Origin of the sequence: Streptomyces sp. R11, from assembly GCF_041051905.1 — a bacterium.
GTDB lineage: Bacteria > Actinomycetota > Actinomycetes > Streptomycetales > Streptomycetaceae > Streptomyces.
In genome coordinates, this window is the sequence record NZ_CP163432.1 from 9,383,183 (window position 1) to 9,398,953 (window position 15,771).

10 protein-coding genes and 3 pseudogenes are annotated in these 15,771 nt (G+C 64.4%); 9 read left to right on the forward strand and 4 right to left on the reverse strand.

What is annotated here, in order from left to right:
• Positions 1-149: 149 nt before the first annotated feature.
• Positions 150-311, reverse strand: a complete 162-nt coding sequence (locus AB5J55_RS43380) for a hypothetical protein (RefSeq protein WP_369275866.1) — start codon at positions 309-311, stop codon at positions 150-152.
• Between the two features lie 1,636 nt (positions 312-1,947).
• Here AB5J55_RS43380 and AB5J55_RS43385 point away from each other — a divergent pair.
• The 6 genes from AB5J55_RS43385 to AB5J55_RS43410 all read left to right on the forward strand — a co-directional run bounded on the left by AB5J55_RS43385 (position 1,948) and on the right by AB5J55_RS43410 (position 8,529).
• Positions 1,948-3,675 carry an AMP-binding protein gene (locus AB5J55_RS43385; RefSeq protein ID WP_369275867.1) on the forward strand — a complete coding sequence of 576 codons (1,728 nt, stop codon included), beginning with the start codon at positions 1,948-1,950 and terminating at the stop codon, positions 3,673-3,675.
• A 1-nt stretch (position 3,676) separates the two neighbouring features.
• The gene (locus AB5J55_RS43390) at positions 3,677-4,030 is read left to right on the forward strand and encodes an acyl carrier protein (RefSeq protein ID WP_369275868.1); all 354 of its coding nucleotides are present in this window, start codon (positions 3,677-3,679) and stop codon (positions 4,028-4,030) included.
• Positions 4,031-4,974: 944 nt separating this feature from the next.
• Entirely contained in the window at positions 4,975-5,634 is a 660-nt protein-coding gene (locus AB5J55_RS43395; protein WP_369275869.1) for a cupin domain-containing protein, read from the forward strand.
• A 326-nt stretch (positions 5,635-5,960) separates the two neighbouring features.
• On the forward strand, positions 5,961-6,563 hold the full coding sequence (locus AB5J55_RS43400) for a hypothetical protein (RefSeq protein ID WP_369275870.1): 603 nt from the start codon (positions 5,961-5,963) through the stop codon (positions 6,561-6,563).
• Positions 6,560-7,135: a hypothetical protein gene (locus AB5J55_RS43405; protein ID WP_369275871.1), complete on the forward strand. Its 576-nt coding sequence runs from the start codon at positions 6,560-6,562 to the stop codon at positions 7,133-7,135. Before AB5J55_RS43400 ends, AB5J55_RS43405 begins: the two co-directional genes overlap by 4 nt.
• A complete protein-coding gene (locus AB5J55_RS43410; protein ID WP_369275872.1) occupies positions 7,132-8,529 on the forward strand; it encodes an NAD(P)/FAD-dependent oxidoreductase in 1,398 nt (465 codons plus the stop codon). Before AB5J55_RS43405 ends, AB5J55_RS43410 begins: the two co-directional genes overlap by 4 nt.
• Before the next feature lie 689 nt (positions 8,530-9,218).
• Here the strand turns inward: AB5J55_RS43410 and AB5J55_RS43415 are convergent.
• Together AB5J55_RS43415 and AB5J55_RS43420 are read right to left on the reverse strand one after the other, a co-directional pair.
• A pseudogene (locus AB5J55_RS43415) lies at positions 9,219-10,036 on the reverse strand (IS5 family transposase).
• 324 nt (positions 10,037-10,360) lie between these two features.
• Complete coding sequence (locus AB5J55_RS43420) at positions 10,361-10,906, reverse strand: RICIN domain-containing protein (RefSeq protein WP_369275873.1); 546 nt, start codon at positions 10,904-10,906, stop codon at positions 10,361-10,363.
• Positions 10,907-11,282: 376 nt separating this feature from the next.
• Between AB5J55_RS43420 and AB5J55_RS43425 the strand changes: the two genes are divergently transcribed.
• The gene (locus tag AB5J55_RS43425; protein ID WP_369276477.1) at positions 11,283-12,881 is read left to right on the forward strand and encodes an acyl-CoA dehydrogenase family protein; all 1,599 of its coding nucleotides are present in this window, start codon (positions 11,283-11,285) and stop codon (positions 12,879-12,881) included.
• Positions 12,882-13,050: 169 nt separating this feature from the next.
• A pseudogene (locus tag AB5J55_RS43430) lies at positions 13,051-14,144 on the forward strand (IS630 family transposase).
• A 52-nt stretch (positions 14,145-14,196) separates the two neighbouring features.
• On the opposite strand, the gene AB5J55_RS43435 reads toward AB5J55_RS43430, so the two are convergent.
• A complete protein-coding gene (locus tag AB5J55_RS43435; protein WP_369275874.1) occupies positions 14,197-14,346 on the reverse strand; it encodes a hypothetical protein in 150 nt (49 codons plus the stop codon).
• Positions 14,347-14,405: 59 nt separating this feature from the next.
• On the opposite strand from AB5J55_RS43435, the pseudogene AB5J55_RS43440 reads away from it, so the two are divergent.
• Positions 14,406-14,540 (forward strand): annotated as a pseudogene (locus AB5J55_RS43440) (integrase); the annotation flags it as partial.
• Between the last annotated feature and the right edge of the window lie 1,231 nt (positions 14,541-15,771).

Below are 15,771 nucleotides of genomic sequence, written 5' to 3' on the forward strand. Positions count from 1 at the left end.
GGGCCAGTCAACGCATGGCGCTTATCGGCCCACAGTGCCCGCGCGCTGCAAGGGTGGAGCTATAGCCGAACCGTCACACTCCGCCCGTGCGTCCTGCCAGCGCCGGGGCTGCAGGCACACGCGAAAGAAGGTCTGCCCGGTGAGCCGCCTCAGCCTGCAGAAACCGTAGGCTCGTCGTGGTCAGGGTTTACGCACTCCTCGTGGAGCAGCGCCATGTCATGATCCATTGCGTCACCGGCGCGGCCGAGCAGCACCTCATCGTGATTGAGGGCGATGCCATCGTAGCCAAGGAGAATCTCGGTTTGGTTCATAGAGGTCAATGCCTTTCGTGAAGCCCAACCACCACAAGCCGCAGGTGGGGCATGTTTACCGTGCAGTACGCACGGAACATCGGATCGGTTCCATCGGCCTGCTGGCCCTCGTGCAGGCTCCATGACGTTGTGATCTGACCACGCTAGACAGTGACGATTGTATTGGCGTACGGACGTCCATCGGATGGACGTCGTCCGCGGTTCGCTCCATGTCCACCGTGCGAGTTGCCCCGAACCTTTGGGTGCAGTGTTGCGGCCGCCCGATCCGTGCCACGCCCCACCTGATGGAGGCAGTGCGTCCGAGAAGTATCCCGGCCGTGCCCATGGCCAATCGTTCGTGGACTCTAGTCGATGCCGGCAGGGCCCCTCGCTCGTAACTGGTTTGCTGGTACCCGGTCTGCTGGCGGCGGGAGGAAGACGGTCATGACGGGTGGCGAGGGCGGAGGGCCCATGCCGGGTGCAGGCCTCGTGGTGGGGCAGGCTTGGCGCCACGCTCCAGGCAGTGGGCAGTGGGCAGTGGGCAGTGGGCAGTGGGCAGTGGGCACAGGCGGATTGGGGGCATCATTGGGGGGATTCCCCTATCCAGCAAGGATGTGAAAGATCGTATGGTCGGCGCACAGCAAGGGCCCTGATTACCTGAGACGGTCCCAGCAGGCCACGTTGGTCCAAGACATAGCTGAACCACCTCGTCCCAGTGTCCTGGCCACCGACCCTAAGGAGGCCACAGTGGCGCCGATAGCGAACACCGCACTAGCGCTGGCTCGCACGACACCCCAGAACCAGGGTCAGTCATCCGTGACAGTACGGCTTGCGGAGTCTGCCGCCGACAGGGCCAAGGTTGTCCAACTGAGGAATGCAGTGTGTGCAGGTGAACCATGGCATGACCCAGCGGGCGATCAGCAACAGGACAGGGTCAGCTACATATGCCTGGCGGAGCGTTACGGCAAGCCTGTTGCAACCGCCCGGGCTTTGCCTCACGCATCGGGACTGTCCTACTCCACGAAGTGGCGTGCTCCGTTGCACTGGTTGTCCTTGGACGACTCCTGGGTTGAAGTCGGCCGTCTCGCCGCAGACCCCACGGCTGGATACATGGTTGCTCCGCTTCTGTTCCAGCAATGCGCGCGCTGGCTGCTAGTCAACACGCCCTACCGATGGGCTTACAGCATGTGTGTTCCTGCAATGGTGCCGTACTACCAACGTTTTGGTCTGAAGGCCAGCGAGGAGACCTTCACGGTGCTCTACCCAGGGGCACCGACAACGTTCCACCTGCTGCACGGACACCTTGCCGAAGTGTCCACTCCTGGCCGGCGTCCTCGCCCTACCCCGGCCGGGTCACTCGCCCCCGGCCGGCCGGATTCCGGCGCCAGCCTGGAAGGGTGAGCCTTCTGCTCGTCCGGCTGGGGCCGCCCGAAGGGGCGTCGCGCGGCAGTGCAGCTCGACCGGGCTCGGGGTGGACACCGTGCGCTGCCCGGCGAAGTCGACGGGCAGCGCACGGTGTCGACTGACGCACGAACCGTACGGGCGGCCACGGCACCGACGCGCCATGTGCTGAAGACCCGCGGGAGATCGTGCGCCGTCTGAAGGACGCGATCCAAATCCAAGTACCACGTTCTGGCACCACGTTCGGAGAAGCTCGATGGGAAAAATGGTACCTCGTCTCGGACTGCTCGACTGGATGAAGTCACCTTCAGCCGAACGAGGACTTCGGTTCCTAGGTGAAGACGGAACGTGGCAAACTCTCTCATTCACCGATCTCGCGGCCCGTGCAGGCGGCACAGCCGATCACCTGCGCAGGAACTATGGCTTGCGTCGCAACGATGTAGTCATTCTCCTCCATCACACTGGGCCTGAGTTCGTCGCCTCATTCTTCGGAACCCTGGCCGCAGGAGGAACGCCATCGCCGCTTGCACCCCCTGCGGCCTTCAGTGACACAGCCCAGTGGGTTGAGCATGCGGCTCACGCCATAGGTGCAGCCCGTGCCCGTTACGTCATCACAGACCCGCAATTTGCGGCGCTGGCTCGCCAGGCTACAGCTCGATCCGGCGGCCAGTGCGAGGTGATGGAGCCCTCCGGCATCTGCATTGATCCTGCGGCTCTCGAGGCCGCGGCGCCGGCGGACCTGGCAATACTCCAGTTCACGTCGGGGTCCCGCGGTGCAGTCCGCGGGGTCCGCGTCTCGTGGGAGAATATCGAGACCAACCTGGAGATGATAAAACGCTGGATCGTCGTCGACTCCATAGGTGCCACCTGGCTGCCCATGTATCATGACATGGGCCTGGTCGGCTGCATGATTCTTCCTGTTGTGTATCAGATGAACAACGGGCTCATGAGACCGGACCAGTTTATTCAGGATCCGAAAGGCTGGCTTGCGGAATACGGCCGTCACGGCGCCGAAGTCATGGCTATGCCAAATTTCGGCTTCGATTACGTAGTGCGCCGCATAACGCCCGAATCGCTGCACGGCATGGACTTCTCCCAGCTAAAGGTCATCGTGACCGGCGCGGAGCGGGTACGCCAGAGCAGCCTCAATGCGTTCTACCGTTTGCTCGGCCCCCACGGCCTTCGCTGGGAGGCGCTCCAACCGGCCTATGGCCTGGCGGAGGCAACCCTTGCCGCCACTGGGGTCCCCTTCGGAGAATCCCCACGCGCAGTTGCAGTCCCCGCCGGCAGCGAGCGCATGGGGTTCCCGCTGGAGATCCGAGCAGTAGCGAAATCCCTGCAGGAGGTCCTTCCTGAGGTGGCCCCGGGGAGCTCCTGGCACGTCAGCTGCGGCCGCCCGTTGACAGGAAATTCACTCACGATCATCGATGACCATGGGGCGTCCCTGCCAGAAGCGCACGTGGGAGAGATCGTACTGCGTGGCCCGACCGTGGCCCGGGGTTACAGTGGCGATCAATCCCACACATCAACCAGATTCGAAGGCGGCAGCCTGTACACCGGCGATGCCGGATTCCTTCACGACGGAGAACTGTACGTCCTCGGCCGCATCGGAGACATGCTCCAGGTGCGCGGTCGGAACATCTACGTTGAGGAAGTCGAGAGCATGCTTTCCCAGCATGGGCTCTTGAATACCCCACGCTCGATGGTGGTGGCAGGATTCCACTCTGACCTGCCGACGGTCCTGGTGCTCAGCCAGAGCCGAATCGATGCGGATAAGGCGGAGCAAGCAGCACACAGCGTATCCAAAATCGTCGGCACAGGCGTCCATGTGTGCGTGAGGAGAGTTCCCCCGAACTCCATCAAGGTGACGTCCAGTGGTAAGCCGAGACGCCGTGTCACATGGCAGCTCGTTACCACGCGTGAGGTCGACAGCGAGCCGATTGCCTGTATCACCCCTGGAACCCCTTGTCTCAAGGAGAAGTGAGTTGACAAACACCACGACGGTAGATGATTTCACAGCCTCCTTCCTCGCGGTCCTCGACCATTTCTACCGCAACAGCAAAAATAGTTCGCGACTCATCCGCATGGAGGACCGGATAGCGGAAGACCTCGAATTTGATTCTCTCGCAGCACTTGAACTTCTCGTCACTCTCGAAGAGCGCTGGAACGTCACGTTGGTTGGAACAGCGGATGTCGTGGAGATAGTGACAGTGGCGGACCTGCACGACCTGCTACTCAGGAGCTTTGAATCCGAGGATCCGCCGGAAACCCTGTTCATATCAGGGGAATTGATGCAGCAATTCAACGTCAGAGCGAGCTGCCGGCGAACGCTGGAGTAAGAAGTGCAGCGCGATTCGCTGCCACAAGATATTTCGACTGTTCCCAGGGCAGACGGAGTCCGGGCAGGAACCGGACGGGCAGTTACAACGGCCCGATTCATATCGGGTGGCCACTCCGCGATGGCGGGCTCCCTGGGTGGCGACCTAGCAATTTCCCCGCGCGGCGTCGAGGGGGTTCCGTCGGCATGTGCGACGATCATGCACCCTGACGGGGTGGAAGACGCGGCCTGGGGCGAGTTAGTCGCGCACAACCGCCGCGCATAGCTGCGTGCCGGTGGTCCTCGTACTCAGGGTGGCTTTGGGCAGCAGCACACACCAGTGCCGTTCCGTGACGCAAGCCCAGCCCAGGCCGAGAAGCTGAAATCCGCGTCTGGATCCGATCGGTGACTTGCACCGTATAGGTACTTGGATAGGCTGAGCTCCGGCAACGCCCCCGCCGGCAGCCAGCTCGCGTCCACCGGCCGCTGCCAACCGTAAAGGGCTGGCAGCGGCCGGTATCTTGCTGCGTCGGCGCCACTCCTGAACCTCACGGTACGGCGTGCCCGGTGCCGTTCTGCTCCGCCTGCACGGCGGTGCGTACGCCGCGCATAGGGCCCACCCGGCGACGTACCCCGCCGGCCACCCTCTGGACCAGCATGGCGGGGGGCACGCAATGTTGAAGTGCGGTGTGAGGCTCCCCGCCCTGTGCGCGATGTGGGAATCATGCCCGCGCTGAAGTGTCGGGCGTAAGCGGTGAACCGATCTGTGGTGTGGCGCCGTACTGCCGCAAGTCGGGGCTGCACCGGGCAGTGTCGTCCGGGGTGACAAGCTGGCAGTGGCCTCGGAACCCAGTGGAGTATTCGACCGTACCGCCCTTTGGGCGGGGGTGCTACTGCTGTCCGGACAGCAGTGATCACGTGTGTGTGCGCTTCCGCGCAGATGCGGGTAAGGAGAGGCAAACATCTATGAGTTCACTGCACGGGGTAGGTTCGGGACGCGGGCAGGTCTTCCACAACCCGGTCACACGTGAGCGGGTGGTGGTGCTCACCGATCCTGTGGAAAACCCTGAGCGGGCTCTGGTCGGGCACCTCTACGTCGGTGCTGGAGGCCGCGTTGCGGCACCTCACAGCCACCCCGAGTCCACGGAACGCTTTCACGTGCTGGGTGGCCGGGTCGGGTTCACCATCGATGGACAAGAGCAGGTACTTGGTCCCGGTGAGTGCGCCGAAGTCCCTCCGGGCGTCGTGCATGACTGGTGGCAAGTAGGCGACGAGGAAACACAAGTCCTGGTCGAGGTGACGCCGGGGGACCGGTTCAGCGAAGTAGCGAGCACGCTGTTCGGTCTTGCCCGGGACGGCAAGGTGAACGAGCACGGTCTGCCCGACCTCCTCCAGTCGGCTGTGATGCTGCACGCCTACCGCGACGCGATCGTCTTCTCCTCACCGCCGCCATGGTTGCAGCGTCTACTGTTCGGGGCGTTGGCGCCTGTGGGACGCATGCTGGGCCGCCGCCCGGTCTACCCGGACTATCTCGTGTCTACCGATGTCGTCGAACCGTCTGCGACCGCCATGGCCCTCCTGGATTCGGACGGGCGGCTTAAGTGGAGCAGCAGCAAGGGTTCTTAGGAAGCGGGGCGGCCGTCGGTGAATGGCCGCCCCATCAGCTTGGACCGCCTTATGGGAAACAATGCTTTCACCGGGTGTTCGGGGCAGTGGCTCGCCATGTCGGCGCGCGGATTCGGATGCCTGCGCTCTGGAGTACGACCATCCGCCGCGCCGGCAAGCGCCCTGGTCAGATCCGGTGGCACCGGCGGGCGATCGCGCAGATGCAGCAAGAGAACGAGAACATACCCAGGCGGCCGTTCAGGGGCGACGAACGACATGCCGCTACGCTCAGGCCGGGCGCGGGAAGCCCCCAGTGCGTCTGTCCTCAAGCAGGAGCCACCCTCGTCGTGCAGCGCGCTGCCTTCCAGCGCATGCACAGGGCCTGGCTGGCCACCTCGCCGGGAATCTGCTGGCAGGCATTATCGACTGAGCGGCGGTTGGCCGCCGATGCACTGTCACGGCATGACAGCGCCGCCACCAGTGCACTTGTAAGCTCCTTGGTCTCGTGGGCCGCGCGAAACCGCGGGCTGTCCGGGCGGCCCAGTCTGCTCGACACGGCCGTCACCATCGTCGTCTTCGGCCTGCTCGTGCTCCTGGCTGGCTTGCTCAGCCTGGAGCTCCGCTACCGCCGAGGCGATGAAGTGCCCCGCCTGCAACTGCGCTGGCTGCTGCTGGGGGCCGGCACCGTGCCAGTGCTGCTGGCCAGCGGATGGGCGGCGCAAGCCAACGGAGTGTCCATCGATCTGGCCTACAGCGGATTCTTCCTGGCCATGCTCATCGCCATCCCGGCGAGCGTCGCGGTCGCGGTATTGCAGTACCAGCTCTTCGATGTGGACCGGTTGCTCGGGCTCCTCATTGGCCTGGGCCCTGACCTCCCTGCTGTCGGCAGCGATCTTCACGACCGTGGTCCATGCCGTCGGCACCCCTGGCCAACTGGGGCGATCGCTTGAGCGCGACCGGTGCCGCCTTCGTCACAGCGCTGGTGCTCCTCCCTCTCCACCGCGCCGTCGACCGCGTCGTAGGCCAGGTGATAGATCGCGAGCGGTACGTGCTCCACGCCCGCGTCCAGCAATTCGTCAGTGATGTCCGCGACGGCCACACCGAACCGGAAACCATTCAGGACGTGTTGCGCAACGTGCTCACCGACCCCGGCCTGAAACTTCCCGACAGCCGGCCGGGGCAGTACGTCGACCTGTTCGGCGCACCCACCGACAGCAGCCCCGAAGCCGTGTGTATCCCCCTGCGCAGCGGGATCACCGAGGTCGGCATGATGACCCTCAGTGCTGCCTCGGCCCGGCGCGTGCGCAGGGCAAAAGATATGGCGCGTGCCGCGCGGTTGCCGATCGAGGTCACTCGGCTGCGACTTGAACTACGTGCTGCAATCAGCTTGCCCTCTGCCCTTCGCGCAGGCGGGAGAACCGTTGGGCACAGTGAAGCGTATGGCTCTGAGAGCACCGCGTCCGGCCGAAGAAGCAGTCGGCGACGTTCTGCATCACGTGGAGCCGAGGGGGCCATGCCATGACAGTCGACACCAGGGGCGCAACGTACGGACCTGAGGCGGTGGTGATCGGAGGGGGGCTCGGCGGGCTGCTGGCCGCCTGGGTACTCGCAGGCTACGCACGTTCAGTGACGATCGTGGAGCGGGACGTCTACCCCTCGGGGGCCCTGTTCCGCAAGGGAGTTCCACAGGGTCGACACCTGCATGTCCTGGGGACCGGCGGCCAAGAAGCGATGGAGCAGCTGCTCCCTGGTGTGACCAACGATCTGATAGCCGCCGGAGCGCTGCGGTTGCCCTTTCCGCAGGGCGTACTGGTGTGTGGCCGCAATGGATGGGAACAGCGCCTCCCCGACCCACGGCATAGTCTTCTGTGCTGTACGAGGCCGCTGCTGGATGAGGTCGTGCGTAATCGAGTGCTGGCTGAGCAGCAGAGGACAGGGCGATCTCGCATCCAGGTGCTTCAGGGAGCCGAGGTCATCGGGCTTTTGGGCGATCCACACCTCATCACCGGCGTGCGGGTGCGGCTTCGCAAGGGTGCGGAAGAGGTCCGAGAGATCTCGGCGGACTTTGTCGTGGACGCCAGCGGCCGCTCATCTCGAGCCCCTCGGTGGTTGCAGGCATTGGGCTGTGCTACGCCGCAGGAGGACGAAGTCGATTCCCGTCTGGCCTACGCCAGCCGCCTACTGCGTATCAAAGGCGCCGACAAGGTGGGGATAAACATGCAGCCGCGCCCGCACTGTCCTCGCGGCGGCACGCTCGTCCCAGTCGAGGGTGATCGGTGGCTTCTCACCCTCTATGGTTTCCGGGAGCATCAGCCGAACACTGATCAAGAAGAGTTTCTTCGGTTCGCCCGCACTCTCCCTCACAGCTATATCCACGACATCGTGCAGGATGCAGAAGCCCTCAGCCCCGTCTTCGGCTTCCGTGGCATGTCTAACCGTCGACGTCACTACGACCAACTTAGCGGCTTGCCGCGGCGCTTCCTGGCCGTCGGCGATGCGGTATGTACTTTCAACCCCGTCTACGGACAAGGAATGTCGGTGGCTGCGCTCGGAGTTCTCGCTCTCAGCGGTGTGCTGGAGCAGCATGATCTGGTTCCCGGCATTACGGCACAAGCTCAGCGTGCCGTCGCCCATGCGGCAGACGGCGCATGGATCACAGCCACGGGAGCAGACCGCCCCTATACGGAGGCAGGCACGACACGCAATGGATTCGGACAGCGTTTCCAGGACTGGTATGTCAACCGGCTGGCATGTCGTAGCCCCATCGACCGAGTGGTGAGCAAAGCATTCGTCGACGTGGCACTACTCACCGCGCCTCCTGCTCGTCTCTTCTCGCCGGCCGTTGCCTGGCGGACTCTGCTTCTCCCCAGCAGGCCTGGCCCAGCGGATCCACCTGGATCAATGGATGCTGTGTGACGCCAGGTGGCGGGCCAACGGAAAGCCACTCAATGGCCACCTGTCCAGCCGAGCGGTCATCGGCTGGCGGGAAGCACCGTAAGAGGGTCGCCGGAAATCGGTGTCAGCCTTGAAGCGTCATTGCCCCGCGTGCCGTTTCGGCCCTGGGGCCTGCCCGACCGGTCAGGTAATCCGCATGTCGGCCGGCCCGGCCGTCGGATGTGGGGCGGCCGGCCGCCGAGGGCGACGTCAGCGAGATGCCGCTCGTACCGGAAATGGCCCCACTCACTCAGGGCACCGCATCCGTACACGCCGCCGAAGCATACGATCTCGTACGAGCCCGAACCACCAGGCCGGAGCTGACACCTCGACCGAGACCACCACCACGTCCGCCAACTGCGGTAATAACTCAGGAAGGTCAGTAGGCGCAATCGAAGCTAGCCCGCTACACCGGCGGCCGACCGCTACCACCCAAATGATCTCCGCCTACGAAAATCTTGCCAGAGCCACTCCAGCGAGTACGCGGACGCGTAGTCCTTGCCGCCGACCCCGCCTAGCCAAGAAGGTCCGGATCGGCCGTGAACCTGCCGGATAAGGACGTTGTGCCGCCCACATTGTGCTGGCCAGGGCCACGAGATGGGCAACCGAGCAGGCCAGAGCGCATGCGGTCCCAAGTATCAGCCGACCCGGGTTCGTAACGCTTACTGGCCCTAACAAAGCCTCTTGACGTGCCGGTGGGTGATCAGGCAGACGGCGAGGCCGAGGAAGGCCTCGTGGATGTCGTCGCGTCGTTCCCAGCGGATCCGCAGGCGGCGGAAGCCGTGCAGCCAGGAGATCGTCCGCTCGACGACCCATCGGAAGGTGCCCAGACCGGTGCCGTGCGGCTGTCCACGCTCGGCGATCACCGGCCGGATCCCGCGCTGCCGCAGAAGCCGGCGGTACTTGTCGTGGTCGTAGCCACGGTCGGCGAAAAGCATGTCGGGCCGCCTGCGCGGCCGGCCGACGACTCCCGCGACGGCCGGGATCTTGTCCAACAGGGGCAGCAGTTGGGTGACGTCGTTGCGGTTTCCGCCGGTCAGCGACACCGCGAGCGGGATCCCCTGCCCGTCGGTGATGATGTGGTGCTTGCTGCCCGGGCGTGCGCGGTCGACCGGACTGGGTCCGCTTTTGGGCCCCTGCGTGCGGCCCGGACATGGGAGGAGTCGATCACCGCCCGCGACCAGTCCAGCTGGTTCCTTGACCGCAGCTTGTTCAGCAGAAGCTGGTGGAGCTGGTCCCAGACGCCCGCCTCGTTCCAGGTCGCCAGCCGGCGCCAGCAGGTCATGCCCGACCCGAAGCCGAGCTCCTGGGGCAGATACTCCCACTGGATGCCGGTGTGCAGGACAAACAGGATGCCGCACAGGGCCTGCCGGTCGGGCACCCGCGGTCGCCCTTCCACCTGCTTCGGCGGCGGCTCGGGCAACAACGGCTCGATGAGCGACCACAGTTCGTCCGACACGATCCACGGCCGCGACTGACGCTTCCCCATGACCACATCAACGAGCGATCAACCCGACAGTCACATGATCAACCCGCTTTTGTTAGAGCCAGTTAGAGGCGCCCCGGAGCGGGCGCGCCCACAAGCACGGAGTCCAGGATGGGCGCATCGTCGTGCCAGAGAATCAGTGCTCGTCATTGCTGAATCCAGTGCCCACGAGAATGAGCACCAACTTCAGCCTACGCCGGACGCGTCGCAGCATCCGCCCGAGCTCGCCTGATCTTCCCTCGGCAGGAGGGTCCAGCGGAACAAATGCTTGAGGGCAGGAAGCACAGTTGCTCCCTGCCCTCAAGCGTCAGGATCTGCGACGTCAGGTCACGGGTTGACGATAAGCCTGAAGTTCGGGAACACCAGTGTTTGGTTCGGGACCTTCTGTTCATAGGCGGGGACTGCGCCCGTTCCCGCCCAGGACAGCACGTACTTCGAGTATGCGTTGGTGAGGGTGATGGTCTTGTCGGAGTTGTTCTTCCTGATCCACAGCTGGGAGTTGGTGCCGTCACAAGGCCGCGTACCCACGGCATCACCAGCCTTCGGCAGGCCCTGGCCCGGGGCCTGTGAATCCATGCACACAAACTTCCCGTCGACCTTGTGAAGGTTCCGGAGCACAAAGAGTCCCCCCAGCGGGACCTTCTCGACCATGTCCCACCGCTCGGCCGGGTCGAAGGCAGCGCTGTTCCGCTGTGCGAGCGGGAATTCAGCGCCCAGGGCCACATTCACCTTAGGGGCAACGCTGGGAATCAGGGCTACATTGCCGATACTCCCCGCGGAGGCCGGGGTGATCATCGTGACGGTGGCCGAGACAACAGCGGCAGCGGTCGCCAGTCCCGCCCCGGCCCTGCGGAAGAAACGCTGAGAAGGCATTTTGTGTCCTTGACTGTGAGGTAGGAACGCTCAGTGCTCCTATCGGCACTCGCATATTCCGTTGCTTGACGTCAAGCAGTACGCGATGCAGACCGTTTCGGTTCTGCGCGTGCCCTGCGTGAATCGGTCGGTGTCTGCGGGCGCTGTGCTCTCACGGGAGTCAGGAAACCGGCCACAGGCCTCCGAGATGCCATCGCACGCGCGATCGGCGATCAACATGGGTGGAGCGGAACAGGCGCCGTCGTCATCGTGAACCGATCATTGGTGAGGGGTCGTAGTGCCTTGGAACGGCTGGCACAACAGGCACCGCAACAGCGCGAGTTGCTCTCATAGGGGGAGGTATGTGTTGTTTGAGACGCATCAGGTGGAGAATCAGGTGCCTCCCTTGCCTGACCATAACTCAGCGGATGATCGGGCCCTCCTAGAAGCGCTGCACCGTGAAGGAGCAGGGTGGGCCGAAGCAGAGCTACGGCAGGTCGGCGAGTTTGCGGGGAGTCGCGAGGCCCGGGAGTGGGGCCGCCTCGCGAACGAGCACCTCCCAGTCCTTCACACCCACGATCGCTACGGGCACAGGGTCGACGAAGTGGAGTTCCACCCCTCCTGGCACCAACTGATGACAGCCTCAGTCACCTTTGGCCTCACCGGAAGTGCCTGGCAAGAGCCCCGGCCCGGCGCTCACGTCGCACGCACGGCAAAGCAGTACCTGATGAGCCAAGTAGAGGCCGGGCACACCTGCCCGATCGACATGGGGTACTCGGTGGTCCCTTCCTTGAGGAGTGCCCCTGAGCTCGCTAGACAGTACGAGCCCCTGCTCTCCGCGCGTCAATACGACTTCGGCCTTCGCCCCCCGCTGGGCAAGGCGGGCCTGTTGGCCGGCATGTCGATGACTGAGAAACAGGGAGGATCTGACATCCGCGCCAATACCAGCCGGGCGGTTCCTGCCGGAGATGGTGCCTACAGACTCACTGGGCATAAGTGGTTCACTTCGGCGCCCATGTGTGACGTCTTCCTCGTCGTTGCGCAGGCTCCTCAGGGGCCCACCTGCTTCTTCCTTCCACGGGTACTCCCCGACGGCAGCCTCAACGGCATGAGGATTCAGCGACTAAAGAACAAGCTGGGAAACAGGTCCAACGCATCATCGGAGATTGAATACGACGACGCACTGGTCTGGCCCGTAGGTGAGGAAGGCCGAGGCGTACCAACGATCATCGCCATGGTCAATGCGACGCGGCTATGCGCCATCAACAGCAGCGCCGGACTCATGCGCGCAGGCTTGGTCAACGCTTTGCACCACGCCCAACACCGCAGGGTGTTCGGGAAGTTGCTGGTGAACCAACCCATGATGCGCAACGTATTGGCTGATCTTGTCCTCGAGAGTGAGGCTGCTGTGGCGGTCACGATGCGACTCGCCGCCGCAACTGACAGAGCCGAGCGAGGCGACACCTTCGAGGCAGCGCTACGCCGAATCGGCGTAGCCGTCACCAAGTACCACATCTGCAAGCGCGCTTCGACGCACTTGGCAGAGGCTATGGAGTGCCTCGGGGGCAACGGGTACGTTGAGGATTCAGGAATGCCGCGCCTGTATCGCGAAGCACCGCTCAACTCGATCTGGGAAGGATCCGGAAACGTCGCAGCCCTTGACGTACTGCGCGCGATCTCACGCGAACCATCAACGATCGAGGCATTCAAGGCAGAAATCGACGCAGCTCGCGGCGGGAACCGTCATCTGGATGAGGCGTCCAAGCGGATCCAGGAGGAGCTGTCGGACGCGACGTGGCTTGAAGTACGCGCGCGTCGTATTGCGGAGTTGATGGCAACAGCTCTGCAGGCTTCGCTACTGGTTCGTCATGGACGCGCGGCTGTGGCCGACGCGTTCTGTGCAACCCGGCTGGGCGGAGACTGGGGCCAGACGCTCGGCACGCTGCCTCCAGAAGCCAACCTGAAAGCCATCGTCGAAGGGGCTTGTACCATCTGAGTGACGGAGAGTCAGCCAGGAGAGCTAGCCACGGTCGTCAACCGCTTCCTAGTGCGGTGACCACCTACTTCACCGGGTTGGTGACACGCCGGTTGGCGTCCGTGATGGTGGGGCTTGTCGGCCTCAGTCTCGATAGTGACCAGATCGCTGTTGAGAGTGAGGCCATCGGGTGGCAGAGCCGGTTCGGGCACGTCGGCTGAGTGACCAGGAAGGTCAGCGGCTTACCCACATCGTGCGGCGAGGCAGAGGCGAATCGATCCGAGTCCGCCGGGCGATGATGATCATGGCGTCGGCGTCCGGGACGCCGGTGCCGGCGATCGCCCGGCTGGTCGCTGCGGACGAAGACACCGTCCGGGATGTGATCCACGCATTCAACGAGAAGGGGCTGGCCTGTCTGGACCCTAAGTGGGCGGGAGGCCGTCTCCGCCTGATCAGCGACGATGACATCGCCTTCATTGTCGAGACGGTCACCACACGCCCAGCGAGGCTGGGGCGTCCGTTCACGCACTGGAGCATCCGCAAGCTCGCCGATTATCTGGCCACCGGCACCGCCCGCAGCGTGCGGATCGGGCGGGAACGGCTCCGGCAGATCCTGCATGCGCGAGGGATCACCTTCCAGCGCACCCGGACCTGGAAGGAATCCCGGGACCCGGACCAGGAAGCCAAGCTGGATCGGATCGAGTACGTCACCAGCCACTTCCCCGAGGGTTGCTTCGTGATTCGGCCCTGCCATGGATCGACGTGGGCGCCGCGGTCGCGTCCGGACCGGCTGCCGGCGACTTACCGCCGCACTCATGGCATCCGCTACTTCCACGGCTGTTACTCCCTGGGCGATGACCAGTTGTGGGGCGTGATCCGCAGCCGCAAAGGCGGTGACCACTCGCTGACCGCCCTGAAGTCAATCTGGGCCGCCCGCCCCGACGGCGCCCCGATCTACGTGATCATGGACAACCTGTCGGCGAACAAGACCCCACCATCCGCGCCTGGGCAAAGAAGAACAAGGTCGAGTTGTGCCTGACCCCGACCTACGCGTCTTGGGACAACCCGATCGAGGCCCAGTTCGGGCCCTTGCGGACCTTTGTGATGGGCGACTCGAACCATCCCAACCACGCCGTGCTCGCCCGCAGGCTGCACGCCTGCCTGCGGTGGCGTAACGCCAACTCGCGCCATCCCGACGTCCTGGCCGCCCAGCGCTGCGAACGCGCCCGCATCCGCAGCCAACGACAACAGCGCTGGGGCCGCCCCCGCGCCAAGGCGGCGTGATCAAACTCTGCGAACGTTCGTGGTCACCGCGCTAGCTGTTGGAGGGCCGCGCCTACTTTCGCACACGGAAGCGGAGCATCGTGATGGCGCCCGACTGGGTGTTGCTGAAAGGCTCCAGGTCGATCCTGTCGAGGCTTGGGGGCGAGAAGCGGACGCCGTCGCCCAGTAGCACCGGTTCGATGCCCAAGCCAACATCGCTCATGCGTTCTCTCCACGGATCTTGGAGGCCCGAGGCCGGGTCATAGTTCGGCCGGTGGGAAGTTGCAAGCGTATCTGCGGTGGCACAACGCGAACAACCGGCAGCCGGGTGTGCTGGCCGCGCAGCGTCGGCAACGTGCCCGGGTACGGCGTGAACGACACCGCCTGTGGGGTCGTCCTCAGTCCCGGGTTGGGTGACCAAGCCGGTGATCGTTTGTGGTCACCGCACTAGCTACAAGGCCCGGAGCGGCTGGTCGAGCGGGCCAACGGCCACCTAGAGACCAGCTTCCTGCCCGGGCGCATCTTCGCCTCGCCGAGCGACTGCGACATCCAGCTGGCCGACTGGCTGGCCAAGGCCAACCGGCGCATCCTCCACACTCTGCAGGCCCGACTGTCAGAGCGGATCGCCAGCAACCCGGCGAACGCGGCGAAGTCCTCCGTCAGCTGGGGCCGCCGTCCTCGCCAGGAGCCGACGGAGGCCTCGTTGTCCCAGACCAGGGCCCTGGGGACGGCGCCGAGCCCGGTCAGCAGTCGCCAGCGCCCGGCGATCAGGTCCGCCCGCGGTTCGTGGGCAGCATCCTCGCCGTGATCCACCGCGAGTAGCCGGACACCATCCCCAGCACCGGTGGGCTGCCCGTCTGCCCGAACCCGAGCGGGAACTCCGCGGGCGGGAACCACAGATCGCACTGCGCGACTTCACCCGGTTCACCGGTTCGCGAGACCGGATCTGCGGCCCGGTGGGTCGGCCGTAGTTCACGGACCGCCGCTTGAGCACCGAGTACGACTGCGTCCAGCCGGCCGTTCCGCGATCACCGTCGCCAGCATGTCCGGGAACCGCTTTCAGCATGTCCCGGATCTCCGGCTCGACCGCGGGCGACGATCGAACCCCTCAAGGCCCGCTGGTACTGAGATAGCCAGATGCCTCGCGATCGCCCTGATCGGCATCTGCTCGGCCCGGTGCAACCGGCGGATCTCCGCCCAGTCCTACACGTCGATCACCCTTCCTCCCGGCCTGACTCAACGGGCCAGACCTCTGAAGGGTGTCAACTCTCGAAGGCCACCAGTGGTCCACTTTTCAGAAGCCACCGACAAACCACGGCCATCGGCAAATTGCACAACAGGGTGAAGGCCTCACGGTGACAGCAGGACCTCGTTGTGGTTCGTGCCAGTACTGCCCACGGGGTCGGCGAGGAGGTGTACGAGGTCAGGTGATGCCGTCGGCGTCCCGCGCTGAGTGTGGGGCTCCGCAGCGTGTGCTGACGGCGCTGTAACGACTGTGCCAGCACATGCGAAGCCGAGGCACACGAGAAGGCAAGCACAGACGTGGCGGAGGGTGGACGATGTAGACATGGAGTATACCTTTCAAGTGCTTAACTGGCTCTAACAAAAGCGGGTTGATCATGTGACTGTCGGGTTGATCGCTCGTTGA

What these genes read in the sequence shown, in the direction of transcription:
- AB5J55_RS43435 (WP_369275874.1), bottom strand. Translation starts at nt 14,346, where the DNA reads ATGAGCGATGTTGGCTTGGGCATCGAACCGGTGCTACTGGGCGACGGC.
- AB5J55_RS43380 (WP_369275866.1), bottom strand. Translation starts at nt 311, where the DNA reads ATGAACCAAACCGAGATTCTCCTTGGCTACGATGGCATCGCCCTCAAT.
- AB5J55_RS43385 (WP_369275867.1), top strand. Translation starts at nt 1,948, where the DNA reads ATGGGAAAAATGGTACCTCGTCTCGGACTGCTCGACTGGATGAAGTCA.
- AB5J55_RS43395 (WP_369275869.1), top strand. Translation starts at nt 4,975, where the DNA reads ATGAGTTCACTGCACGGGGTAGGTTCGGGACGCGGGCAGGTCTTCCAC.
- AB5J55_RS43420 (WP_369275873.1), bottom strand. Translation starts at nt 10,906, where the DNA reads ATGCCTTCTCAGCGTTTCTTCCGCAGGGCCGGGGCGGGACTGGCGACC.
- AB5J55_RS43410 (WP_369275872.1), top strand. Translation starts at nt 7,132, where the DNA reads ATGACAGTCGACACCAGGGGCGCAACGTACGGACCTGAGGCGGTGGTG.